We start from the raw sequence: 23,104 nt of genomic DNA, 5'->3' as shown, positions 1-23,104 counted from the left end.
CCTTTGCGCATTCGCGTCGTTGTTTCACGCATTGTGGAACGAACCGGCAGATTGTCCAGCCGTCATAAGTCGAAGCCGGTGGATGGATCGAAGGACCTGGGAAAGCCGCCATAATCCGGCCATCGTCGCCGTTAAGGTTCATTAACGGGCTGGGTGAGATTGGCGGATGGAGAGGTTCGCATGGACGCGCAGCTCGACGATAAAGCCCTCGAAAGCACGCTTGCCGACAGTCTGGACGATTTGACGCCGGACACCAAAACCGTTTCCGAAGATGAATTTGCCGAAGTCGTCGGCGGCGCACTTGAAGCCGTCGGCGGAACGTTGCTGTTCAAGATGCGCGTCGAAAACGGCGCCGACGGCGAGCATGTCGCCGCCGCCTGCATCGGCGACGCCGGCAATCGCCAGTTCCTGCTGCTAACGCTGCCGACCTCCGGCGGCGCGCTGAAGGTCGAAACCGCGGCAAGAAGCACCAATCCGGTCGCAGGCATTGCCGCCGCCTATGCCGGCCTCATGGATGCCTTCAAGACGGCCGCCTGACGGCTCGAGCAATTCCAGGAAAAGTGCGGTTTTCCGTCCGGAATTGCGTGGAAATAAGAGTTGGAGCGGATCGGCGTGCCTATCAAACGCCGAACCGCGTTGGGCGACAGACGTTCAATGAATGGTGATGACGCCTCGCGCCGCGTGGGCTTGCGCGACGCGCCCGCCCGACACATTTAAATCTCCCGCAAGGAGACCATTCATGGACAAACTCGCCAATCCAGCCCCCGGCTTTCAGCGCAATCCCGACAAGGTGATCACCGTCGAACCCTATCGCGGCAGTGTCACTGTGCGCGCCGGCGACACCGTCATCGCCAGGTCGAACCGGGCCAAGGTACTGTCGGAACCGCCCTATCCGGCGGCCTTCTACATCCCGTTCGACGACATCGATTTCAGCAAGCTCGTCAGCACCGAGCACTCGACGCATTGTCCTTACAAGGGCAACGCCAGCTACTGGAGCGTCCAGCAGCCCGGCGAAGCCGGCAAGAATGCGATGTGGGCCTACGAACTGCCGTTCGACGAAATGACCGAGATCCGCAGTCACGGCGCGTTCTATGCGAACAAGGTGACGGTCGAAGCCACGCCGGACTGAGTTCCTGATCCGGCGCGGCCATTGGCGCCGGCCGATACAGGCGAAGCCGGAACGTCGTCATCCGTCGTTGCGCTCCTTGCTTCGCCCGTGGATGACGAAGGGATGGGCGTTCACGTCAATCTCGGAAGGTGTGGCTGCTAAAATTCAGCGGCAGCTACGGCCTCGCACCGCGCTCTCAATCCGTCGTGCCGTCGTTGCCCACGTCCTCGGCATCGTCCAGGCGAACGAAGGTCATGCCCTTCTGCTTCAAGGCAAGCAGCCCCTGAACCACGCCCTCGCCGGCCGCATGGGTCGGCTGGTTGATATGGGCGATGATGACGTCGCCGTCCTTGGCGGCGCCAATGCGGCGTGCCGTCTCCTTCGCGCCGAGCAGCGAGCCGCCGTCGCCGTTGACCGAGAAGCCGGCGATCTTGAAGCCCAGCTTGCGGATCATGGCGATCGCCGAAGGGCTATATTCGGCGGTAGCGCCGCGAAACCATCTCGGCGCCGGCCCGCCCGCACTGGCCAAGGCGGCGGCGCCGGATTCGACCTCGGTCTGCACAGCGTCAGGACTGCCGGCGCTGCGGATGCCATAAATCTTCTGCGGCGTATCGACCGCCGGAATATGGCGGCCACCATGGTTTTCCAGTTCGAACAGATCAGGATGCGCCCGCATGATCTCAACAGCTTCGGCATTGTGCTTCAGCCAGATGCCGGTCACGAAAATGGTCGCCGGTATCCGGTTGTCGACAAGGGCCGAAAGGATCCTTGTGTCGGTCTTCCCGCCGCAGGCATCGAGCGTCAGCGCGACGCGACCGCCAGCTTCAGCGCCCTGAGGTTTCAGATGCAGCGTCGGCTCGACCAACGTCGCGGCATTGCCTGCCGACGCCGCGAACAGCGACAGCGCCACCGCGCAAAGAGAATTTCGAAGCAGACCCATCATCCAATCCAAGCCGGCACGCCGGCCGTTCGCCGCATCGTGCCAAGAAAGCCTCTACAAGACTTGTCTCAACAGACTGGCATTTAGGCGAAAATGGGGACGGCAACAGCGCCAAAAGGGCAATCGCGAAAATTTGCTTTCGCCTTACGCCGTGGCTTCCAGGGCAGTCCCCGTCCGCGCCAGGAGTTCGAGCGTGGCCGCCACGACCGCGTCGACCTCCAGGCGCCAGACGCAACACGCCTTGTTGGGGTCCGGCCGTTCGCACAGGTCTCCGCCGACGCAGTCGCAAGGCATGGACGGCCGCACCGGGATGCTCGGCGCGCCGATCGGCCCCCATTTGGACGGGCTCTGCAGGCCGAACAGGCCGACGACGGGAGTGCCGGCCGCTGCCGCCATGTGCATGGGGCCACTGTCGTTGCCGAGAAACAGCCGCGCCTGCTTGAACAGCGCCGGCAAGGTTTCGAGCGGCAGCGCTCCGACCAGATTGACGATCGGCGTCTTCGCAGTCGCCAGTATCTTTTCGACCGCATCTTTCTCATCCGGACCGCCGACCAGGGCGACGTCCAGACCGGTTTCGGCCGATATCCGGTCGATTGCGGCGGCAAAGCGCTCGGGCTGCCAGCGGCGCCCGGGGAAGCTTGCCCCGGCATGCACCGCGACGAACTCGTTCGGCCGGAGTTGGAACTTGTCCAGCAGCGCCAAGGCTTTCGTCGCCTGGAACGGTGGCGGCTCGATGGCGGGAGCACGCACGCGCAGATCTATGCCGAGCGCCTCCAGCGGCGAAAGATAGCGATAGAGAAAGTGCCGCTCGCCATAGCCGAACGGATTTGCCTTCACATTGGCAGGTTTGAGCTGGAACCAGCGAAGGAGCCTTTTACGCGCGTGGTATCCTACGCGAACCCGTGCGCCAACCAGTCCTGAGATGAACCGCGACGTCTTCGTGTCGGTGATGTCGATGGACATGTCGAAACGATGGCGGCGCAATCTGACGAGCGTGAGAACGAGTTCTTGCGCACGCCGCAGCGGTGTGCCGCGCATACGGGAACGGCGGAAGGTCACGGCCTCCGAGGCGATGTCGTTGGCCGTGAGGAGACCGGCGAAGCTGGCGTCGCAGAGGAAGACGATGCGGACGCCGGGGTATTCGAGCTGCAGATTCTTCGCCAGCGCCGAGGCAAGAACGAGATCGCCAATGTGCTTCGTCTGCAGGATCAGGATCGAGCGGACGGGGCCGGAGCGAACCTGCAACATCCGTGCCCGGGCACGGGAGTCGGATTCCACCAAACTGGATTGAGACGTCGACATGTGGAACCATCACGCGCCCATTCGCGTGACCTTATATACAAGACGGCAAGGTCGCGGACCATAGCGACTCTCGCGTGCCGATAGAGCGTTTCCACCGTGTCATGGAAACGGCGAAAACGCTGTATTTTCATGGAATTGCCTCAACAGGCGCGACGCGGTCGACGGGCGGCACGGAATTTCCCGCGAAATCAGACCGCGGCTTCCAGAACCATCTCGGTGCGCGCCAGGAGCTCCAGCGCCGCGTCTACCACCGGATCGACCTCCAGGCGCCAGACGCAGCATGCCTTGCTCGGGTCGGTCCGCCGGCACAGATCGCCGCCGACGCAGTCGCAAGGCATGGATGGCCGCAACGAGATGCTGGGCACGCCGACCGGCGCCCAGCGGATCGGGTTGGTCAGGCCGAACAGGCCGACGACGGGCGTGCCGGCGGCGGCGGCCATATGCATCGGCCCGCTTTCGTTGCCGAGAAACAGCCGCGCCTCCTTGAGCAGCGCCAGCAGCGTTTCCAGCCGCAGCGTGCCCACCAGATTGACGACAGGCGTCTTCGCCAGCGCCATGATCCTTTCGGTCGCCTCGTTTTCGTCCGGGCCACCGACCAGAACCACACGCAGGCCTGTTTCGCCGGCGATCCTGTCGATGGCCTCGGCAAAGCGCTCCGGCTGCCAGCGTCGCCCGGCGAAACTTGCTCCGGCATGAACCGCGACAAAGGCGTTCGGCCGGATATGGTGCCTGGCCAGCAAAGCCAGGGCGCGCGTCGTCTCGAAGGGCAGCGGTCGAATGGCCGGCGCCGTGACGCGCAAGTCGACGCCAAGCGCCTCCAACGGAGACAGATAGCGGTAGAGGTGATGCTTCTTGCCGAATCCGAAGGGCTTCATCCTGACATTGGCGGGCTGGCGCTCATGCCAGCGCAGAGGCCGCTCCGTCGGAGAATAGCCGACCCTGACCGGAGCGTTGACCAGTTCGGAAATGATCCGCGAGGTCTTGGAGTCGGCAATGTCGATGGTCATGTCGAACCGATGCCGCCGCAATGTGCGCACCATGCGGAAGAGCTCGCGTCCCCGCTCGAGCGGCGAGCCACGCATCTTGGCGCGGCTGAAGGGGACGACCTCGGCAGCAATGCCGTGAGCCGTCAGGAAGCCGGCGAAATGCGCTTCGCAAAGAAACACGATCCTGACACCCGGATATTGAAGCTGCAGGTTCTTCGCCAGCGCCGAGGCAAGCACGATGTCGCCGATGAACTTGGTCTGCAGGATCAGGATCGACCGGAATGCGGTTGGGGAAATCTGCAACATGGGTATCCGACACCAATAAATTCGGTGTCGGATACTTCCTTGGAACGATGTCGAGATTCGGGGCCGTCACACGCACGTTCGCGTGACATTCCATACAAAACCGTAAGGTACCCCGAGCCGCTCTCGGAACGACCCTCAGGCGCGTTTTGCGGTGCCCTTCGCCGCCGCCACGGCCGCCTGCGCGGCCGCCAGCCTGGCGATCGGCACACGGTAGGGCGAGCACGAGACGTAGTCGAGGCCGACTTCCTCGCAGAAGCGGATCGATGCCGGATCGCCGCCATGCTCGCCGCAGATGCCGAGCTTGATGCCCGGCCGGGTTGCCCTGCCCTTTTGCGCAGCCATGCGCACCAGTTCGCCGACGCCGTCAATGTCGAGCGAGACGAATGGATCCTGCTCGATGATGCCTTTCTGGCGGTAGGTCTCCAGGAACGAGGCTGCATCGTCGCGCGAGATGCCGAAAGTGGTCTGGGTGAGGTCGTTGGTGCCGAAGGAGAAGAATTCGGCCGATTCGGCGATGACATGGGCGCGGATCGCGGCACGCGGCAGTTCGATCATCGTGCCGGTGAGGTAGTCGATCTTGACGCCAGTCTCCTGCATGACGCTTTGCGCGACCGCGTCGATGCGCGCCTTCACATAGTCGAGTTCCTTCACCAAGCCGACCAGCGGCACCATGATCTCGGGGACCACCAGCGCGCCGGCCTTCTTGCCAGCCTCGACAGCGGCCTCGAAAATGGCGCGCGCCTGCATCTCGGCGATCTCGGGGTAGGAGATGGCGAGACGGCAGCCTCGATGGCCGAGCATGGGGTTGAATTCGTGCAGCGCTTCAGTGCGCTGCCTCAGCTTGTCCGCCGAAACATTCATGGCGGTCGCGACTTCGGCGAGCTCCGCCTCGGTCTTAGGCAGGAATTCATGCAGCGGCGGGTCGAGCAGGCGGATCGTCACCGGCAGGCCGGCCATGATCTCGAACAGCTCGAGGAAATCCGAGCGCTGCATCGGCAGGAGCTTGTCGAGTGCCGCGCGCCTGTCCTTCTCGGTGTCGGCCAGGATCATCTCCCGCATGGCGACGATGCGGTCGCCTTCGAAGAACATGTGCTCGGTGCGGCAAAGGCCGATGCCCTCGGCGCCGAAAGACCGCGCCATGCGCGCATCAAGGGGCGTTTCGGCATTGGTGCGCACCTTCATGCGGCGCGCGGCGTCCGCCCATTCCATGATGGCGGCAAAGTCGCCCGACAGCTCCGGCTGCAGCATGGCGACCGCCCCCTTGAGCACCTGGCCGTTGCCGCCGTCGATGGTGATGATGTCGCCCTTGCGGAAGGTCTGGCCCATCGAGAGCAGCGTGCCGGCCTTGTAGTCGACGCGCAACGAGCCGGCGCCCGACACGCAAGGCTTGCCCATGCCGCGCGCCACCACCGCGGCATGGCTGGTCATGCCGCCGCGCGTGGTGAGGATGCCTTCGGCTGCATGCATGCCGTGGATGTCTTCCGGGCTGGTCTCGATACGCACCAGGATCACCTTGCGACCTTGCGCCTTGGCGTCCTCGGCATCGCTGGAGGAAAAGACGATCTCGCCGGTGGCAGCACCGGGCGAGGCCGGCAGGCCCATGCCGATGACATCACGTGCGGCCTTCGGATCGATGGTCGGATGCAGGAGCTGGTCGAGCGAGGCCGCATCGATGCGCGCGACCGCCTCCTCCTTGGTGATCAGCCCGTCCTTCGCCATCTCGACGGCGATCTTCAGCGCCGCCTTGGCGGTGCGCTTGCCGGAGCGGGTCTGCAGCATCCACAATTTGCCGCGCTCGATGGTGAATTCGAGGTCCTGCATGTCGCGGTAGTGCTTTTCCAGCCGGTCGGAGATGTCGACGAAGGCCCGGAAGGCGTCGGGCATCAGCTTTTGCAGCGACGGCTTGTCGGAACCGGCGGCGATGCGCGCCGCCTCGGTGATGTTCTGCGGCGTGCGGATGCCGGCAACCACGTCCTCGCCCTGGGCGTTGACCAGGAACTCGCCGTAGAGCTGCCTGTCGCCGGTCGAGGGATTGCGCGTGAAAGCGACGCCGGTTGCGGATGTGTCGCCCATATTGCCGAACACCATGGCCTGGACATTGACGGCCGTGCCCCAGCTTTCCGGAATGTCGTGCAGGCGCCGATAGGTGATGGCGCGGCTGTTCATCCAGCTTGAGAACACGGCGCCGATGGCACCCCAGAGCTGCTCCTGGGGATCCTGCGGGAACGGCTTGCCGAGCTCTTCCTCGACCTTGGCCTTGTAGAGCCCGATCACGTCCTGCCATTCTCCGGCCGAAATCTCGGTATCGAGCTCATGACCGAGGCTCGCCTTCCGGTCCTCGAGGATTTCCTCGAACACCTCATGGTCGAGGCCCATGACGACGTCGGAATACATCTGGATGAAGCGGCGGTAACTGTCATAGGCGAAGCGGGCATCGCCGGAATCGGCGGCCAGGGCCTCGACCGTCTCGTCGTTGAGGCCAAGATTGAGCACGGTATCCATCATGCCCGGCATCGACGCGCGGGCACCGGAGCGCACGGAGACCAGAAGCAGCTTCGAGGGATCGCCGAAACGGCGGCCGGTAATCCGGCCGATATGGTCGAGCGCAGAGACGACATCGGCTTCCAGCGTGCCGGGATAGGTGCGCCCGTTGGCGTAATAGGCGTTGCAGACTTCGGTGGTGATGGTGAAACCGGGCGGCACCGGCAGCCCGAGGCTGCACATCTCGGCCAGATTGGCACCCTTGCCGCCGAGAAGGTTGCGGTCGCCGGCACGGCCTTCGGCGGCGCCGTCGCCGAAGGTGTAAACCCACTTGGTCATGCTTGCCCTCCAGTTCGTGGAAGATAGAAACATCCGGACCGCAGCCCGGTTCCCCGCCTTCTCCTATCCGAGCGATAGGATGCTGCAGTGCGAAAGGCAAGGCACCGGCAGGCAAGCGCCGCCGCTACAATCGATTAAGCAAAAGCTGCGTCAAAAAGACTTGCCGGAGGGCGTGGCGCGATATAGAACATAAAGGGAACATAGTGGAGTAGCGTGATGAAACTCAACGGAAAACTCGACTATCTGGAACTGCCGGCGACAGGCGGCACGCTGGACGGTGTCAAATCCTTCTACAGCGCCGCCTTTTCATGGTCGCTCACCGATTACGGCCCGACCTATTCCGCCTTTGCCGAAGGGCTCGACGGTGGCTTCCAGGCCGATGCCGGCGAGGCGCCGGCCAAGCCGCTACCGGTGCTCTACTGCGAAAATCTCGAGGAAACGCTTCAAGCCGTCGAGAACGCCGGCGGCACCATCGTCAAGCCGATCTTTTCCTTTCCCGGCGGCAGGCGATTTCATTTCACCGATCCGGCCGGCAACGAACTGGCCGTCTGGGGATATTAGAAAAGACGCAGATTTCGAGCTATTTTTTGCTGTTGACAGGCGGGCTCACTCCAATAAGTAGCGGCGATCTTCCAACAGCAGAAGCAGACTGATGAAATTCGGGTCAAGCGGCGTTCGGGGTTTGGCTTCCGAATTGGTTGGAAGGCCAAGCGGGCTTTATACTGAAGGCTTTGCCCGGCGCTTGCGGTCGATCGGATTTGAGCAAGGCAAGGTCTTCGTAGGGCGCGACTTGCGCGACAGCAGTCCGGCAATCGCCCACGATTGCATGGCGGCGCTGGCCGCAGCCGGGTTCCAGCCGGTCGATTGCGGCGCCATCCCCACACCCGCGCTTGCCTTTTACGCCCGCCGGCACGGCGCCGCAGCGCTCATGGTGACGGGATCGCATATTCCCGCCGACCGCAACGGCATCAAGTTCTATGGGCCGAAGGGCGAGATCGACAAGGCGGACGAGGCCGCGATCACCTTTCATGTCGCTGAACTGTCGGACCAATATCCGTGGCCACCGGCCCATGCGGACTGGCCGACCGACCATCAACAGGCGCTCGCGGCTTTTCGAGACCGTGTCGACGCTATTCTTGCCCCACGCGCCCTCTCCGGGATGAGGCTCGGCGTCTACCAGCACAGCACCGTCGCGGCGGACCTGCTGGTCGAGGTCCTGCGATCCTATGGCGCGGAGGTGATCCCGGTCGGGAAAACAGAGATTTTCGTGCCGGTCGATACGGAGGCCGTCGGCCAGGAAACGATGGCGAAGGTGAAAGACTGGGTGCGCGAGTTCAAATTCGACGCCATGCTCTCGGCCGACGCCGACGCGGATCGTCCTCTTGTCATCGACGAAAATGGCGAGTTGTTCCGCGGCGACCTGATCGGGCTGGCGACGGCCCTGTTCCTTAAGGCCGACGTCGTGGTGACGCCGGTCACCTCCAACTCAGGCATCTCCGAGGCTTTCGGATTCAGCGTCAAGAGAACGAAGGTGGGGTCGCCTTTCGTCATAGAGGGAATGGACGCCGCGCGGCAGGCGGGTGGCATCGTCGTCGGCTTCGAAGCCAATGGCGGGGTTCTTCTGGGATCGGACTGCCCGGTGAACGGCAGGGTTTTGTCCGCGCTGCCGACACGGGATTCATTTTTGCCGATCCTGGCCGTGCTGGGCACGATGGCATCGACCGGAAAGTCGCTGTCCAACCTGCGCGAAACCTGGAACCTTCCGGTCTGCGCCAGCGAGCGGCTCGAGAACTTCCCGGTCGAGACATCGCGCGGCTTGATGCGAAGGCTCGCCGACCGCAATGCGTTGCAGCTATTCCTTGCCCCCTTTGGCTCCGTCGCGGATGTCGATGAGACGGACGGTCTCAGGGCGCGAATGGCCAGCGGCGAGATCATCCACCTGCGGCCTTCCGGCAACGCTCCCGAATTTCGTTGCTATGCCGAGGCCGCCAGCCATGACAGGGCGACTGAAATTGTGGCAATAGCCCTCGAACGGGCGCGGGACACCACAAATGAATCAGAGGCCGTGCAATGAAGGTGGTTCCTGTCATCATCAGCGGCGGAGCCGGATCGCGGCTCTGGCCGGCGTCGCGGCAGTCGCATCCGAAGCCCTTCCTCAAGGTTGGGGATGGACATTCGCTGATCCAGCATACCGTGCTGCGCGCCGCTTCGCTGAAGGATGTCGCTGAGCTTGTCGCGGTAACGTCAAGGGATCATCTTTTCCTGACAAAAGACGATTTCGACGAACTTTATCCGGCGGTGCCGCCGCATACTTTCCTGCTTGAGCCAGAGGGGCGGGACACGGCCGCCGCGGTTGCCGCTTCTGTCATCCACGCCAACGCGACACAGGGTCCGGACGCAATTTTGTGCGTTTTCCCGGCGGACCACATGATCGGCGACCTGCCCGCATTCACACAAGTCATGGGCAGGGCAATCGAACATGCGCAACAAGGATTGATCGCCACGCTCGGCATACTGCCCAGCCGGCCGGACACCGCTTTCGGCTACATCGAGGCCGATGGCGAGAAGGTCATCCGTTTCGTGGAGAAGCCGGACCTCGACGCGGCCAAGACATATCTTGCATCGGGGCGTTTCTTCTGGAACGCCGGCATTTTCTGCTTCAAGGCTCAGACGATGCTCGATGCGATGGCCGCGCACTGCCCTGCCGTCCTTGAGGCGGTTGCCGCAAGTTACGAACACGGCCTGTTCAGCAACGGGGATACCAACAAGGTCGAGCTCTCATCCGAACATTTCGCGCTCGCGCCTCGCATCTCGCTCGATCACGCGGTGATGGAGCAGGCGCGCAATCTTGCGGTGGTTCCGTGCCAGATGGAATGGAACGACATCGGATCGTGGAACGCCATGGCGGAATTGACCCCGGCGGACGGTGGCGGGAACAGGATACGCGGGGATGTCCACATGGTGGACACTTCCGGCAGCTACATCAGTTCGGACAAGCGCGTTATCGGCACTGTCGGCGTGAGCGATCTGGTGATCGTAGATACACCGGACGCGTTGCTGGTGGCATCCCGCGACCGCGTCCAGGACGTCAAGAAACTGTTCGAAGGGCTCAAGGCTTCAGGGCATGAGGCGCATCTGCTTCACTCGACCGTGCACCGGCCGTGGGGAACCTACACGGTTCTGGAGGAAGGCGACCGCTTCAAGATCAAGCGTATCGAGGTGAAGCCCGGGCGGCGGCTGAGCCTTCAGATGCATCATCACCGGTCGGAACACTGGGTGGTGGTCAGCGGCTCGGCGAAAGTGGTCAACGGCGATCGGGAACTGTTCCTGGCGACAAACCAGTCGACCTACATTCCTTGCGGCCACAAGCATCGGCTGGAGAACCCGGGCAAGATCGATCTGGTGATCATTGAAGTTCAGAGCGGCGACTATCTCGGCGAGGATGACATCGTGCGCTTCGACGACGTATATGGTCGCGCATAGCGATTGATTTGGTCCGCAGGGCTGGGGCGGGCAATTACGCAAACCGGGGCTTGGGGAGAAATTATCAAAACATACTGAGAGCATTGGTGACCAAGACAGCATTGATAACCGGCATTACCGGGCAGGACGGCGCCTATCTGGCCGAGCTCCTGCTCGCGAAAGGCTATGAGGTCCACGGGCTTGCGCGGCGTTCGAGCACGGCCGACGTCAACACCACGCGCCTGAAGTGGCTCGGCATCGAGAAAGACGTGCGGATCGTGGACGGCAACCTGACCGACCTGTCGGGCCTGGCTCGAACCATGCGCGACGTAAGGCCGGACGAGGTCTACAATCTTGCCGCGCAGTCTTTCGTCAAATCCTCATGGCAGCACCCGGTTCTGACGGGCAACGTCACCGGCATCGGCGTCACCAATGTGCTCGAGGCGCTGCGCCTCGAAACCCCCGCGGCGCGTTTCTACCAGGCTTCGTCGTCGGAAATGTTCGGCCTTATCCAGGAGCCGATGCAGTCGGAGACCACGCCCTTCCATCCCCGCTCCCCCTATGCGGTGGCGAAGGTCTACGGTCACTGGATCACCGTCAATTATCGCGAAAGCTTCGGCCTGCACGCTTCGAGCGGCATCCTGTTCAATCACGAATCGCCACTTCGCGGCATCGAATTCGTGACACGCAAGGTCACGGACGCCGTCGCGCGCATCAAGAAGAGCCTGGCAAGGGAACTGCGCCTGGGCAACATCGACGCCGAGCGCGACTGGGGCCACTCCAAAGACTATGTCCGCGCCATGTGGCTGATGCTGCAGCAGGATCAGCCCGACGACTATGTCGTCGCCACGGGCAGGACGACGACGGTGCGCGACATGTGCCGGATCGCGTTTGAGCACGTAGGGCTGAAGATGGACGACCATCTTGTCATCGATGCCGATCTGTTCAGGCCGGCGGACGTCCCGATTTTGCTTGGCAATCCGGCCAAAGCAAAAGCGAAGCTGGGCTGGGAAGCCACGATCTCGCTGGAAGAGATGATCCGCGAGATGGTGAATGCGGACCTAGTTAGGATCGGTGACTAAGACGCAGGGCTCGGGGGAGCAACTATCAGGACATATCGAGAGCGGCGATGAAAAAGACAGCATTGATAACCGGCATTACGGGGCAGGACGGCGCTTATCTGGCGGAGTTTCTGCTAAAAAAGGGATATTCGGTGCATGGCCTAAGGCGCCGCACCTCCCTTTTTAACACGGACCGCATCGATCATTTGTATCACGACCCGCATGAGAAGGGTGTGGACTTGACATTGCACCACGGCGATCTGACCGACTCGTCAAGTCTTATGCGCATCATTCAGCTCGTGCAGCCGGATGAGATTTACAATCTGGCGGCACAGAGCCACGTAGCCGTTTCATTTGAGGAACCCGAATACACCGCAAATTCCGATGCTCTCGGGGCCTTGAGAATTTTGGAAGCCATTCGCATTCTTGGCATGGAGAAGAAGGTCCGCTTCTATCAGGCTTCTACGTCCGAGCTGTACGGGCTTGTGCAAGAAACACCCCAAAAAGAGACCACGCCATTCTATCCAAGATCTCCATACGCCGTGGCCAAATTGTATGCGTATTGGATTACAGTAAATTATCGAGAGGCTTACGGCGTATATGCATGCAATGGAATACTATTCAATCACGAGTCTCCCATGCGAGGAGAGAATTTCGTCACGCGCAAAATTACACGCGCTCTTGCGCGCGTAAAACTGGGAATTCAGGAAAGGCTTTACTTGGGAAATCTCGACTCCCTACGCGATTGGGGCCACGCCAAGGACTACGTCGAAATGCAGTGGCTCATGCTTCAGCAGCAGATCGCTGAGGATTTTGTCATCGCAACCGGCGAGCAGCACTCGGTGCGTGAGTTTGTGACGCTGGCGGCCACGGAGCTTGACCTCGATATGCGATGGGAGGGAAATGGCGTCGACGAAAAAGGCTACGACGCCAGAACCGGGAAATGCATTGTGGAGGTCGACCCTCGCTACTTCCGACCAACGGAAGTCGAAACACTCCTTGGTGATGCCAGTAAAGCGCGGAGTAAGCTTGGCTGGGAACCCAAGATCAAATTCGTCGATCTTGTCAAAGAGATGGCTCGCGAGGACCTCAAGGATGCGCGGCGGGAACAACTGCTGGCAGAGCACGGGTATCAGCGCTTTGATCGCGCAGAATAGTCATGGCACGAATTCCAGTATATGAGCCCTTCCTTGGCGGAAACGTATCGGCGTATGTCAATGAGTGCCTGACGACGGGTTGGATCTCCTCGCGTGGAGCCTTTATATCCAGGTTTGAAAATGCATTTGCGGAGTATGTCGGCGCTGAGCAGGCGACGAGTGTGGCAAACGGCACCGTAGCTCTTCACCTTGCGTTGGAAGCGCTTGGTATCGGCGCCGGCGACGAAGTCATCGTTCCAAGCTTCACCTATGTGGCGTCGATCAACACCATTTTGCAGACGGGCGCGAAGCCGGTCTATGTAGATTCGCTGCCGGACACGTTGCAGGTGGATCCGCACGCCATACGAAACGCCATCACGCCGAAGACCCGAGCCGTCATGGCGGTGCATTTGTATGGCCATCCTTGCGACATGGACGCGATCCCGGCCCTTTGCCGCGAAAACGATCTCCTGCTCATTGAAGATTGCGCGGAAGGCTTCGGAACCCGTTGGAAAGGGCAGCATGTCGGTAGATTCGGGGATGCCGCGACCTTCAGTTTCTTCGGAAACAAAACGATCACGACGGGCGAAGGCGGGATGGTGCTGGCGCGATCGGCCGACGTGATGGACAGATGCCGGCGGCTAAAGAGTCAAGGCGTCTCCCTCGACCGGGAATACTGGCATGACATGCTCGCTTACAATTATCGGATGACGAATATTCAAGCGGCAATCGGGCTTGCCCAGCTCGAGATTGCCGATAGCCTTCTCGGCCAGAAAAAGATAATTGCTCAGAGCTACAAGCAAGCACTTGCCGGGCTGCCTTTGCAAACCCATGAACCTATCGGGCCAGTGGATCATTCCTTCTGGATGTGCTCCCTCCTCGTCGACGATCCAACTCAACGGGACCCGCTGCGCAGACATCTCGCGGAAAATGAGATTGAGACCCGGCCATTCTTTTCGCCGGCCCATCTCATGCCGCATTGCCGGGCAGACATCACCTTACCCATAGCCGAGAACATTAGCGCTCGCGGAATCAACCTGCCGAGTTATCCAGGCTTGACCCCCGAACAGCTCGAGCGCATCTGCGACGCCGTTGCGTCCTTTTTCCGATCGAACCTGAGATGAGCCTGCTCGAATACATGAAGGGCATATGGGCAGCGCGCTACTTCTGGTGGCACCTATCGATGTCAGATCTTCGCGCACGATGGAGGCGATCCTTTTTTGGCGTCTTCTGGTCGATCCTGCAGCCTCTGGGGCTGACCCTGCTACTGTCGCTGGTCTTCAGCAACATCTTCGGGAGCACGCTCGGCGCCTATGCACCCTACATTCTCTCTGGAATGATCATCTGGGAATACGTCACGACGACCGTCATTGGCGGGGCGTCAGCTTTTGTTCAGGCTGCTCCCTACATCAAGCAAACCAGGCACCCGCTAGCTATTTATACATTGCGCAACGTTTTGACGGGCCTGTGCGTGCTTGGCATGGCCAGCACAGCACTCATAATCTGGGTGCTTGTCGTGTTCCCGGAAAATCTGTCGTGGAGTTGGCTCGCCGCGCTGACCATTTTTCCGATACTGGCAATGACCGCATGGCCATGGGCAACCCTGATGGCTTACATCGGCACCCGTTTCAGGGATCTGCCGCACGCGCTTGGCCTCGTCATGCAGGCCATGTGGTTCGTGTCGCCGATCTATTTCGAAACTTCGGTATTCCGCAAGGGCAATTTGCATGTCCTCCTGGATTACAACCCTATCTACCACCTTCTCCAGATTGTTCGTGCTCCGCTTTTGCACGGCGAGTGGCCGACCGCCGCCAATTACCTTTGGTGCATTGGGACCATTGCCGCACTAACGATAGCAGCCCTGTTGGTTGGCAGGTCCGCCGAAAAGAGGGCGATCTTTTATTTATGACAAATAGGATTCTCCTTCAGTCGGTTAACCTCCACTATGCGTCGGTCGGTTTCAGGGAACGCTCCCTGAAATCGATGCTGGTCTCGCTTGCATCGCTGAAAAGAGAACGAGAGAGGATCGTCGACATTCACGCCTTGAAAAATCTCAGTCTCGATATTGGCCCTGGTGAGCGTGTCGGCCTTTTGGGGCACAATGGGGCCGGCAAGAGCACCTTTCTCAAGATGGTGGCGGGACTGTACCCAATATCTTCCGGGAAACGTGCTGTCGAAGGGACAGTCCGGTCATTGTTCGACCTGAGCCTAGGTTTTGAGCCAGACGCCACCGGTCGAGAGAATATTCTCTATCGGGGGCTTCTTTTGGGCCTCTCACCCAAATTCATGCGTTCGATCGAGGAGGAGGTTGTTGCTTTTACGGATATCGGAGAATTCATCGACTATCCGATAAAAACATACTCAGCAGGTATGCTGGTGCGCCTCGCCTTCGCGATTTCGACGGCTGTCGGTGGCGATATTCTCCTCGTTGATGAGGTTATCGGCGCAGGTGACGCGAATTTCATCGGAAAGGCACGCAAGCGAATACTGGATCTAGTCGAGCAGGCCGAAATTCTGTTGTTAGCTTCTCATGATTTCGTGACACTGCAGTCTATCTGCGAAAGAGGGATTGTGTTTCACCACGGCGAAATCATTTTTGACGGAAGCATTCTCGGCGCTATAGCCAGCTATAATAGAGCGAACGGGATCGCTACTGACTAATGGACATGGATACCAAACACCCTCCTTCATCAAACGAGTCACTGGCCGGGCGATCGAAAAAGAATGCCCGGGTGGACAGTATCCCGCGTGTAATGTGGATCCTCAATCACACTGCGGCTAGAAAATACGAAATACCTATGCTCCGGAAGCTGGGATATGAAGTTTTTACCCCGAAGATCTACCCCAATGACGCAAATTTCCGAAGCGCTTCAATTGACTATTCTGAAGATATTAATCTCACTATACCTACCGACGAGTTGGCAATTCTAAATGATTCTGACTGGTATGCCGGAGCCAATCGAAGGGCATGGGAAATTGCTAATAAATATTTCGATATGGCATTCTTTATCCTTTTTGATGCGAAGGGCGTTGAAATCATGTGTCGCCGTTTCAATGGCGAACTGGTGTGGCGCACCTATGGCTTGGCTGGCAAGAACTCATACACCAAGATATTGGAGACCCTTCCTCAGTATCGACGAGCAAACGCGGCCTTTCGACAGCTCGGTTCACGCTTCTGGTTTGCTGAAGGCTATTCCAATCTCCACGAGATAGAGAGCCCCTGGATTCAGAGACAAACCGTCTATCTGCCGCTTGGTATGGCTGGTGCCTCGTCGCCTAGTCAAACAGAGTGGACAGGTGGGGATAAACGAATGTTGTTTGTCTGTCCCGATATCGGCTTCAATCCAGCTTACGCAGAGATATACGACGAGTTCAAAAAAGAGTTCAAAGGTTTTCCATATGCCGTCGGCGGAGCTCAATCGATTGAGGTCTCCGACCGCCATGTCCTCGGCTACTTGCCCCTGGAAGAGCATAAAAGAAACATGCAGCATATGCAGGTCATGTTCTACCACAGCAGGGAGCCTCGCCACATTCACTACCATCCGTTCGAGGCGGTGAAAGCAGGAATGCCTCTTGTTTTCATGGCCGGTGGCATGCTGGATCGGATGGGAGGAATGACGCTTCCCGGACGGGCCAGGTCCTGGGAAGAGGCCAGGAGGAAGGTTCGGCGGTTGCTAGACGGCGACAAAGCGTTCCTCGATAGGATTCGAGACACGCAACCAGTATTGCTTGAGGCGATGAAAGCTGAAAATGCCCAGGCCTCCTGGGCTGACGGCTTACGCAAGCTTCAACTTGCATCTTTGAGTCGAGAGCACCAAGACCGGAAAAGTGCGCGACGAGTGGCAGTTCTTAGCTCGCACCGGAAAATGCAAGAGGCGCTACGAATTGCTCGAGACCTGATAAGCCAGTCCAAGGCTACAGATGAGAACTTGACAGTCGTCCTTGGCGTCGAGAATCCAACATCGGAACTGAACTGGAAATTAAAAAAGAAAACTGCTAAAGCGGCTATCGCTGCGTTTATGAAAGATCTAGATGCTATAGATGTTCCCACTAGGATATTCGAATGGAGGCAGATATCGCGTGTTGCTGCAGATCGAGCGTTAACTTACGCCGGCGTTGGACGAGAACTTTACGATGATGTTTTTTTAGTCCCTGACGACGAAATAAATTTCTTTGAGGACAGCGACCTTTGGATCGTCGTCGGAGAGCGTACCTCCTCGCCAGTGTTGCCGATGAAGCCGATAGTCGTCGTTGTTCGAGATTATCCCAAAGCATGCGCCGCCCCGTCGAATAACGTCAACATTTTGCAGCCGCGCCTAGGATTCATACCTGAACCGGAGGCAGTGATTGCTTGTGATGAACGAGCAATGTTGCACCTCATCAATATGGAGGGCTTAGACCCGACGATTGTCCATCTGGTGAAGGACGGTGAACCTTCGCGAAACTTACTCCTAGAAACCGTGCTTGAATGCCTTTGAAAACGTTTGGTATATATCTAGCTTATGGTCCACGGATCGATTTGCGAGCCGAGGGATTAGGCCGCCATCTTGCCGAATTTCTTAGAGCTTCGACCCACTTCAAGGACGTAAGGTTTGTCATCGCCGCCCCGCAATGGCTGCATTCTCCTTTAGAGGAACTTTTTGAAAGTTTTGATTTGGATTTCACGACATTCGAACTGATCTCGCCAAAGCATACATCCCTACTAGGCTTGTTATACGGGTTACGAATGGCGATTGGCGATCGAAAAACTAAGTTCAGAGGGAAGATATATGGAAAGGGTTACCTGAGAAGGGCAAAGAATTTTATTTCCATGGTGACGAAGTCCTGTATCTTAGCTGTCGCCAAATCACGAAATCCGTTCACACCGCTTTTGATCATTACCATCGGAATTACCGCCCTACCCCTGGCTGCGGTGGTGGCGTGTTTTGCATTGGTAGCGACTGTCGTCGTTAGACTGTTTGCGAAATTCCGGCCGAGGTTACGCATCGTAAAACTGACGCCGTATCTTAATAGAAACGGCCTTTTTACTCGTATTGGTCACAACGCATACCGGTTTATGTGCGACACCGAGGCAGCTGCGGTGGCCGACGAGGCCAATAAGCGGCGCGATATTGAAGCTTGGTATTCACCTGCAGCGTTCTGGCCCGAATTCAACCAGATCAAAGCGCCGCGCCTGATGTGTGTTCCTGATGTCGTGCCAATTCACTTCCCTGTAGGTTTCGCAATCCAGGAGTCTGGCGACCGCAGAATGCAGGACTTCAAAAGAATGGAAGCGGCAATCGAAGGTGGCGATCGGTTCGTAACTTACAGCCGTGAAGTAAAGAACAAGACGCTGGTGAACCGCTTTCATATTGAGCCCGACCGTATCAGCGCTATTCCACACGGCGCGAACAGGCTCGATCAGCTCATAAAAATTTCTGGATTTCCTGACAATGACAGAGCCACCGACACTTTGAGTGCACAGCATTTTTGGAGTGCTCTTTCGAAGACGGTAAATAATAATAACGCCACTTGGTATGCGTCGAAAGATCTCGGGTTTTTATTTTACGCAAGTCAGATAAGACCCAACAAGAACATCATAAGCCTTCTTCGTGCATATAACGATCTGCGGCGAAGTCAAAATTTTCCATACAAGCTGCTGATGACTGGCGAATGGCGGGAATCAGATAGTGTAGTCCGCTTTATGAACGAGAATCGACTCCACAACGACGTTCTATTTGTACGAAGATTAAACGAGAGAGAACTTGCGTCCTGCTACCGGCTTGCAACCTTGGCAGTGAATCCTTCGCTGGCCGAGGGAGGAATGCCCTTTACCTTTACGGAAGCGGTCTCCGTCGGGACTCCCGTAATCATGGCGGATATACCAGTTTCTCGCGAAATTATTACGGATGCTGAAGTTGCCCGCCGAACGTTTTTTGACGCCCTGGATTACAAGGGTATTGCAAAGGCTATTACAGACGCGTTGACTGACCGCGAGGGTCTTTTTGCTCTCCAACGAGATTTTTATGATCGCCACCTGGTCAGTCGCTCTTGGAAGGAAGTGGTCGGAGAGTACGTATTGGCACTCGAGAACGTTGCCGAGAGATGCTAAAATGACGGACCAAGGGGAGCGAACGAGGCGATGGCCGCCTGATTGTCCGTTGTCTTTTTTCAACTGGCGGACCAAACCACGACGGCGATCCTTAGTTCCTATTGATATCTCGACCTTAGACGCGCCTCTGGCTTTCGTTCATATTCCCAAGACCGCGGGCACATCTTTCGTTCGGTATTTGGAAGGCCACCTCCCGAAAGATAGTATTGCGCCACCCTTTCTTGGTGATTTCAACACGATCCAGATTTCGGACCCCTCAAAGAAGCTATTTTGGGGACATTTTCGTTTCGTTGATATTGCCCGCTATTTGCCGAATGCGCTGTACCTGACATTCTTGCGGCACCCGGTCGCCCGGTCGTATTCTCAATACAAGTCATGGCACGATCCCCTGAACTTTCCAAAGAACGACCCATGGCGGAAAGTGATGACGCCTGAGCAGATCGATGACGTCGAGTTTGCGCAGACAGTCAGTTTCGATGAGTTCGTCAATGGGCGGAGGGCGCGGTTTGAGACCGAGTTGCGCGACGTCCAGACTCTAATGCTGTCTAGCGACCAACCAGGAACGCCGCAATTCCTCTCTTCAGCCAAAGAAAATCTCGCAAGCATGACGTTCTTTGGGATCGTTGAGGAATTCGATCTCTCTCTGAAACAACTGCAGAGGCAGATATCGGGTTTTAAGACCTACGAAATCGCGACGAGGCTGGAGAACCGCAGCGACGCGAGCCAGCTGTCGCTCTCACGAAAGGGCGCGGAACGTCTAAGTGATATGCTTCAGAATGACATGGAACTCTATAGGTTTGCAGTCGAACTTTTTTCGGAGCGAACGAAAGGGTCTCTTAGGTGCGATTTGTGACGTCCAGGAGATCTGGCGGAGGTGGTCGATGAGCATGTCGGCATTGTTGATGCCTTCCAAACGAGAGGCATGACGCCGCCATCATGATTAAGAGTCTCATCATCCTCGGTTTTGGCGGTCACGCTCGTAGCGTAGGCGATATAGCTTTATCGTCGGGTTTCGATGACCTCACTTTTGTCGACGAGCATGCAAGGGAGGGCGAGGCGTTCGCCGGCTTCCCGGTCGTCACCATGCTTCCCGAGAACGCCACCGGCTCTGGCTGGTTCGTATTTCCAGGCTCAGGTGACAATGCGCGGCGACAGGCTCAATGCGAGTCCGCCTCTCTCCCCCTAGCGACGCTTGTGGCACCAACCGCCTCTCTTGGGACGCAATGCGAGATCGGGCAGGGTTCACTTGTCGGCCACCAAGCCCATCTGGGACCACTCACGAGGATCGGTCGAGGTGTAATCATCAACAGCGGAGCGGTCGTCGACCATGAATGCATGATCGGCGATTTTTCGCACATTTCGGTCAATGCAACCGTCGCTGGACGTTGCCGAATCGGCGCACAAGTAATGGTCGGCGCCGGCGCCACGGTGATCGATCGCATTAGAATATGCTCCAACGTAACGGTCGGCGCTGGCGCAACGGTTGTCCGAGACATTGAAGTGCCTGGAGTGTATATCGGCACCCCTGCTCGCCTGCTCCGGGACTGAACGGTGCGGTTTCTGGCCAATACTCGAACAAAATGAAATACCATCCGGTTCATGAAAATCGGCATCGACGGCAGGAACCTCTTATCGGCTACCGACGGCATCGGCCGGTTCGTCCACAAGTCGATCAAGGCGCTGTCGGCGCTGGGCGCCGAGGTTTGCGTCTATGCTCCCGCCCCGATCAATGCCGATTACGAGCTGCCGCGCGCGATTGCCTTGCGGGCGGGCGGATATCGGTCGCTTCCGGCGCGGGCATTGTGGGGGCAGGCCATCCTGCCTGCCGCGGCCGCGCGCGACGAGGTCGAGGTTTTCTGGGGGCCGTCGCACCGCCTGCCGCTCGCTCTGGACAGCCGGATCGCGCGGGTGGTGACCATCCACGACCTTGTCTGGGTGCACGCGCCGGAAACCATGCGTGCGCGGACCCTGCTCGGCGAGCGCCTGCTGATGAAGCCCGCGCTGCGCAGGGCCGATGTCGTGGCGACCGATTCGAGCGCCACGGCGAGCGCGCTGAAGACAGAGTTTCCGTGGCTGGGAGCGCCGATCCGCACGATCGCGCCCGGCACGACGCCCCTGCCCGCGCCGGGCGGCTTTTCCAGCCTTGAACCTCTCGGCATCGCGAGGCCCTACGCGCTGTTTGTCGGCACGCTGGAGCCCAGAAAGAACCTCGGCAAGCTTATCAAGGCCTATGGACTGCTGCCGGAAAGCGTCCGCTCCGGCTGCGATCTCGTCATCGTCGGCGGCAGCGGCTGGAAACAAACCGGCCTGGCGGACGAGGTGCGCCGCGGCGGGCTCGAAGGGAAGATCATCTTCACCGGCTTCGTCGACGACGCCGTGCTGGCGACGCTCTATGCCAACTGCCTGTTCCTGGCCATGCCGTCGCTCTACGAGGGCTTCGGCTTCCCGATCGTGGAAGCGCAATCCTTCGGCAAGCCGGTGCTGACGTCGAACACATCGTCGATGCCGGAGGTGGCCGGCGAAAGCGCCGTGCTCGTCGACCCGCGCGATGCCGGGGCGATCGCCAGCGGCTTTGGTCATCTTTGCCTCGACGCGCAATTGCGCCAAAAGCTTGCTTCCGGCGCGCGCCGCAACGCGGAGCGCTTCACCTGGGAGAACCACGCCAAGGGCATGCTGCAGATCTTCGAGCAGGCCATCCGGCTGAGACGAAAGACGCCCGTTTGAAAGTCCTGCATTTCTTCAAGACATACTGGCCGGACAGTTTCGGCGGGGTGGAACGGACCATCCATGCCATCGCCGAAAGCACGGCCGGCCATGGCGTCGAAACGCAGGTCCTGTCGCTGAGCAGCGCTCCGCGCGAAAACACCCGGCGGGTCGGCGGCCACGTGGCCGTGAAAGCCAAGCTGGATTTCGAGCTGGCCTCGACAGGATTTTCGCGCGAGGTCTTCCGCAAGTTCGACGCGCTCGCCCGCCAGTCCGACCTGGTACATTACCATTTTCCGTGGCCTGTCATGGACATCGCCCATCTCAGATCGCGCCACGGCAAGCCGGCTGTCGTCACCTACCATTCCGACATCGTCAAGCAGCGCGTGCTGCTGCCGTTCTACAAGCCGCTGATGCAGCGCTTCCTGGGCGATGTCGACGCGATCGTCGCGACATCGCCCGACTATCTGCGGTCGAGCGCGGTTCTCAGGCGCTTCACGGCCAAATCGACGGTCATTCCGATCGGCATAGACGAAAGCGCCTATCCCGAGCCGACGGCGGCAGACAGCGCCTGGCGCCAATCGATCGTGTCGGGGCCTTTCGTGCTCTTCGTCGGGGTCCTGCGTTACTACAAGGGGCTGGATATCCTTATCCAGGCCGCGAGCCAGGTGCGGTGCAAGGTCGTCATTGCCGGATCGGGACCGATCGAGCGGCAGCTGAAGCTCCAGGCCGAAAGGCTCAACCGCGACAATGTCATTTTCCTCGGTGAGGTTTCCGAGCAGCAGAAGATGACCCTGCTTCATGCCTGCAGCGGGTTCGTCTTCCCCTCGAACCAGCGGTCGGAGGCCTATGGTGTCTCGCTCGCGGAGGCAGCGATGTGCGGCAAGCCGATGATCTCATGCGAGATCGGCACCGGAACGTCCTATGTGAACAAGGCCGGCGTCACCGGCCTAGTCGTCCCGCCTTCCGACCCGGTTCGACTGGCCGAAGCCATCAACCGCCTGCTCGATTCGCCCGAGGAAGCGGAAAAATGGGGGCGGGCGGCACGCGAACGGTTCTGCGATCTGTTCACCGCCGAAAAAATGGGGCAGGCCTATGCCGACCTCTATGTCCGGCTGCGCAATCGCGGCGCCTAGCCGGCGACTGCATGGTTTGCGGCCGCGTTTAGTGCACGGCTGGCATTGAGCTT

General features: G+C 59.2%; 20 protein-coding genes. 16 read left to right on the top strand and 4 right to left on the bottom strand.

The annotated features are described in order from the left end of the window. Positions 1-180 precede the first annotated feature (180 nt). Positions 181-537 (top strand): hypothetical protein, encoded by a 357-nt coding sequence (locus YU3_RS0102230; RefSeq protein WP_027164705.1) that lies wholly within the window; start codon positions 181-183, stop codon positions 535-537. A 202-nt stretch (positions 538-739) separates the two neighbouring features. Then, positions 740-1,129: a DUF427 domain-containing protein gene (locus YU3_RS0102225; protein ID WP_027164704.1), complete on the top strand. Its 390-nt coding sequence runs from the start codon at positions 740-742 to the stop codon at positions 1,127-1,129. Between the two features lie 175 nt (positions 1,130-1,304). Here YU3_RS0102225 and YU3_RS0102220 read toward each other — a convergent pair whose 3' ends face one another. The 4 genes from YU3_RS0102220 to ppdK form a co-directional block, all read right to left on the bottom strand. Then, positions 1,305-2,048: a polysaccharide deacetylase family protein gene (locus YU3_RS0102220; RefSeq protein WP_027164703.1), complete on the bottom strand. Its 744-nt coding sequence runs from the start codon at positions 2,046-2,048 to the stop codon at positions 1,305-1,307. Positions 2,049-2,192: 144 nt separating this feature from the next. Continuing rightward, positions 2,193-3,296, bottom strand: coding sequence for a glycosyltransferase family 9 protein (locus tag YU3_RS0102215; protein WP_027164702.1), 1,104 nt, complete (start codon positions 3,294-3,296; stop codon positions 2,193-2,195). Between the two features lie 242 nt (positions 3,297-3,538). Continuing rightward, positions 3,539-4,642, bottom strand: coding sequence for a glycosyltransferase family 9 protein (locus tag YU3_RS0102210; RefSeq protein ID WP_027164701.1), 1,104 nt, complete (start codon positions 4,640-4,642; stop codon positions 3,539-3,541). A gap of 135 nt (positions 4,643-4,777) precedes the next feature. Next, positions 4,778-7,462, bottom strand: coding sequence for a pyruvate, phosphate dikinase (gene ppdK / locus YU3_RS0102205; protein WP_027164700.1), 2,685 nt, complete (start codon positions 7,460-7,462; stop codon positions 4,778-4,780). A 216-nt stretch (positions 7,463-7,678) separates the two neighbouring features. Between ppdK and YU3_RS0102195 the strand changes: the two genes are divergently transcribed. From YU3_RS0102195 to YU3_RS0102130, 14 genes are all read left to right on the top strand, one after another. After that, positions 7,679-8,023 (top strand): VOC family protein, encoded by a 345-nt coding sequence (locus YU3_RS0102195; RefSeq protein ID WP_027164698.1) that lies wholly within the window; start codon positions 7,679-7,681, stop codon positions 8,021-8,023. Positions 8,024-8,114: 91 nt separating this feature from the next. Next, the gene (locus tag YU3_RS0102190) at positions 8,115-9,536 is read left to right on the top strand and encodes a phosphomannomutase (RefSeq protein WP_027164697.1); all 1,422 of its coding nucleotides are present in this window, start codon (positions 8,115-8,117) and stop codon (positions 9,534-9,536) included. Further along, positions 9,533-10,945: a mannose-1-phosphate guanylyltransferase/mannose-6-phosphate isomerase gene (locus tag YU3_RS0102185; RefSeq protein WP_027164696.1), complete on the top strand. Its 1,413-nt coding sequence runs from the start codon at positions 9,533-9,535 to the stop codon at positions 10,943-10,945. The genes YU3_RS0102190 and YU3_RS0102185 overlap by 4 nt, the downstream gene beginning before the upstream one ends. 86 nt (positions 10,946-11,031) lie before the next feature. After that, complete coding sequence (gene gmd, locus YU3_RS0102180; protein ID WP_027164695.1) at positions 11,032-12,006, top strand: GDP-mannose 4,6-dehydratase; 975 nt, start codon at positions 11,032-11,034, stop codon at positions 12,004-12,006. A 47-nt stretch (positions 12,007-12,053) separates the two neighbouring features. Then, positions 12,054-13,142 (top strand): GDP-mannose 4,6-dehydratase, encoded by a 1,089-nt coding sequence (gene gmd, locus YU3_RS0102175; RefSeq protein ID WP_027164694.1) that lies wholly within the window; start codon positions 12,054-12,056, stop codon positions 13,140-13,142. 2 nt (positions 13,143-13,144) lie between these two features. Continuing rightward, positions 13,145-14,245 carry a DegT/DnrJ/EryC1/StrS aminotransferase family protein gene (locus YU3_RS0102170; RefSeq protein ID WP_027164693.1) on the top strand — a complete coding sequence of 367 codons (1,101 nt, stop codon included), beginning with the start codon at positions 13,145-13,147 and terminating at the stop codon, positions 14,243-14,245. Between the two features lie 2 nt (positions 14,246-14,247). Next, positions 14,248-15,030, top strand: coding sequence for an ABC transporter permease (locus YU3_RS0102165; protein ID WP_027164692.1), 783 nt, complete (start codon positions 14,248-14,250; stop codon positions 15,028-15,030). Further along, entirely contained in the window at positions 15,027-15,782 is a 756-nt protein-coding gene (locus YU3_RS0102160; RefSeq protein ID WP_027164691.1) for an ABC transporter ATP-binding protein, read from the top strand. The genes YU3_RS0102165 and YU3_RS0102160 overlap by 4 nt, the downstream gene beginning before the upstream one ends. After that, complete coding sequence (locus YU3_RS35860) at positions 15,782-17,599, top strand: hypothetical protein (protein ID WP_156913288.1); 1,818 nt, start codon at positions 15,782-15,784, stop codon at positions 17,597-17,599. The genes YU3_RS0102160 and YU3_RS35860 overlap by 1 nt, the downstream gene beginning before the upstream one ends. Further along, complete coding sequence (locus YU3_RS39010; RefSeq protein ID WP_027164690.1) at positions 17,590-19,212, top strand: glycosyltransferase; 1,623 nt, start codon at positions 17,590-17,592, stop codon at positions 19,210-19,212. Before YU3_RS35860 ends, YU3_RS39010 begins: the two co-directional genes overlap by 10 nt. A gap of 1 nt (position 19,213) precedes the next feature. Continuing rightward, the gene (locus YU3_RS35855; protein WP_198021625.1) at positions 19,214-20,065 is read left to right on the top strand and encodes a sulfotransferase family 2 domain-containing protein; all 852 of its coding nucleotides are present in this window, start codon (positions 19,214-19,216) and stop codon (positions 20,063-20,065) included. 83 nt (positions 20,066-20,148) lie between these two features. Then, positions 20,149-20,760 carry an acetyltransferase gene (locus tag YU3_RS0102140; protein ID WP_036257675.1) on the top strand — a complete coding sequence of 204 codons (612 nt, stop codon included), beginning with the start codon at positions 20,149-20,151 and terminating at the stop codon, positions 20,758-20,760. A 51-nt stretch (positions 20,761-20,811) separates the two neighbouring features. Further along, the gene (locus tag YU3_RS0102135; protein WP_027164687.1) at positions 20,812-21,936 is read left to right on the top strand and encodes a glycosyltransferase family 1 protein; all 1,125 of its coding nucleotides are present in this window, start codon (positions 20,812-20,814) and stop codon (positions 21,934-21,936) included. Then, complete coding sequence (locus YU3_RS0102130) at positions 21,933-23,051, top strand: glycosyltransferase (protein WP_027164686.1); 1,119 nt, start codon at positions 21,933-21,935, stop codon at positions 23,049-23,051. Before YU3_RS0102135 ends, YU3_RS0102130 begins: the two co-directional genes overlap by 4 nt. The last annotated feature ends 53 nt before the right edge of the window (positions 23,052-23,104 follow it).

Source organism: Mesorhizobium sp. WSM3224 (assembly GCF_000427725.1).
Lineage (GTDB): Bacteria > Pseudomonadota > Alphaproteobacteria > Rhizobiales > Rhizobiaceae > Mesorhizobium.
Note: the sequence above shows the minus strand (reverse complement) of the source record. Positions and strands in the feature narration are given on the sequence as shown.

What these genes read in the sequence shown, in the direction of transcription:
- YU3_RS0102230 (WP_027164705.1), top strand. Translation starts at nt 181, where the DNA reads ATGGACGCGCAGCTCGACGATAAAGCCCTCGAAAGCACGCTTGCCGAC.
- YU3_RS0102225 (WP_027164704.1), top strand. Translation starts at nt 740, where the DNA reads ATGGACAAACTCGCCAATCCAGCCCCCGGCTTTCAGCGCAATCCCGAC.
- YU3_RS0102220 (WP_027164703.1), bottom strand. Translation starts at nt 2,048, where the DNA reads ATGGGTCTGCTTCGAAATTCTCTTTGCGCGGTGGCGCTGTCGCTGTTC.
- YU3_RS0102215 (WP_027164702.1), bottom strand. Translation starts at nt 3,296, where the DNA reads ATGTTGCAGGTTCGCTCCGGCCCCGTCCGCTCGATCCTGATCCTGCAG.
- YU3_RS0102210 (WP_027164701.1), bottom strand. Translation starts at nt 4,642, where the DNA reads ATGTTGCAGATTTCCCCAACCGCATTCCGGTCGATCCTGATCCTGCAG.
- ppdK (WP_027164700.1), bottom strand. Translation starts at nt 7,462, where the DNA reads ATGACCAAGTGGGTTTACACCTTCGGCGACGGCGCCGCCGAAGGCCGT.
- YU3_RS0102195 (WP_027164698.1), top strand. Translation starts at nt 7,679, where the DNA reads ATGAAACTCAACGGAAAACTCGACTATCTGGAACTGCCGGCGACAGGC.
- YU3_RS0102190 (WP_027164697.1), top strand. Translation starts at nt 8,115, where the DNA reads ATGAAATTCGGGTCAAGCGGCGTTCGGGGTTTGGCTTCCGAATTGGTT.
- YU3_RS0102185 (WP_027164696.1), top strand. Translation starts at nt 9,533, where the DNA reads ATGAAGGTGGTTCCTGTCATCATCAGCGGCGGAGCCGGATCGCGGCTC.
- gmd (WP_027164694.1), top strand. Translation starts at nt 12,054, where the DNA reads ATGAAAAAGACAGCATTGATAACCGGCATTACGGGGCAGGACGGCGCT.
- YU3_RS0102170 (WP_027164693.1), top strand. Translation starts at nt 13,145, where the DNA reads ATGGCACGAATTCCAGTATATGAGCCCTTCCTTGGCGGAAACGTATCG.
- YU3_RS0102160 (WP_027164691.1), top strand. Translation starts at nt 15,027, where the DNA reads ATGACAAATAGGATTCTCCTTCAGTCGGTTAACCTCCACTATGCGTCG.
- YU3_RS35860 (WP_156913288.1), top strand. Translation starts at nt 15,782, where the DNA reads ATGGACATGGATACCAAACACCCTCCTTCATCAAACGAGTCACTGGCC.
- YU3_RS39010 (WP_027164690.1), top strand. Translation starts at nt 17,590, where the DNA reads ATGCCTTTGAAAACGTTTGGTATATATCTAGCTTATGGTCCACGGATC.
- YU3_RS35855 (WP_198021625.1), top strand. Translation starts at nt 19,214, where the DNA reads ATGACGGACCAAGGGGAGCGAACGAGGCGATGGCCGCCTGATTGTCCG.
- YU3_RS0102140 (WP_036257675.1), top strand. Translation starts at nt 20,149, where the DNA reads ATGATTAAGAGTCTCATCATCCTCGGTTTTGGCGGTCACGCTCGTAGC.
- YU3_RS0102135 (WP_027164687.1), top strand. Translation starts at nt 20,812, where the DNA reads ATGAAAATCGGCATCGACGGCAGGAACCTCTTATCGGCTACCGACGGC.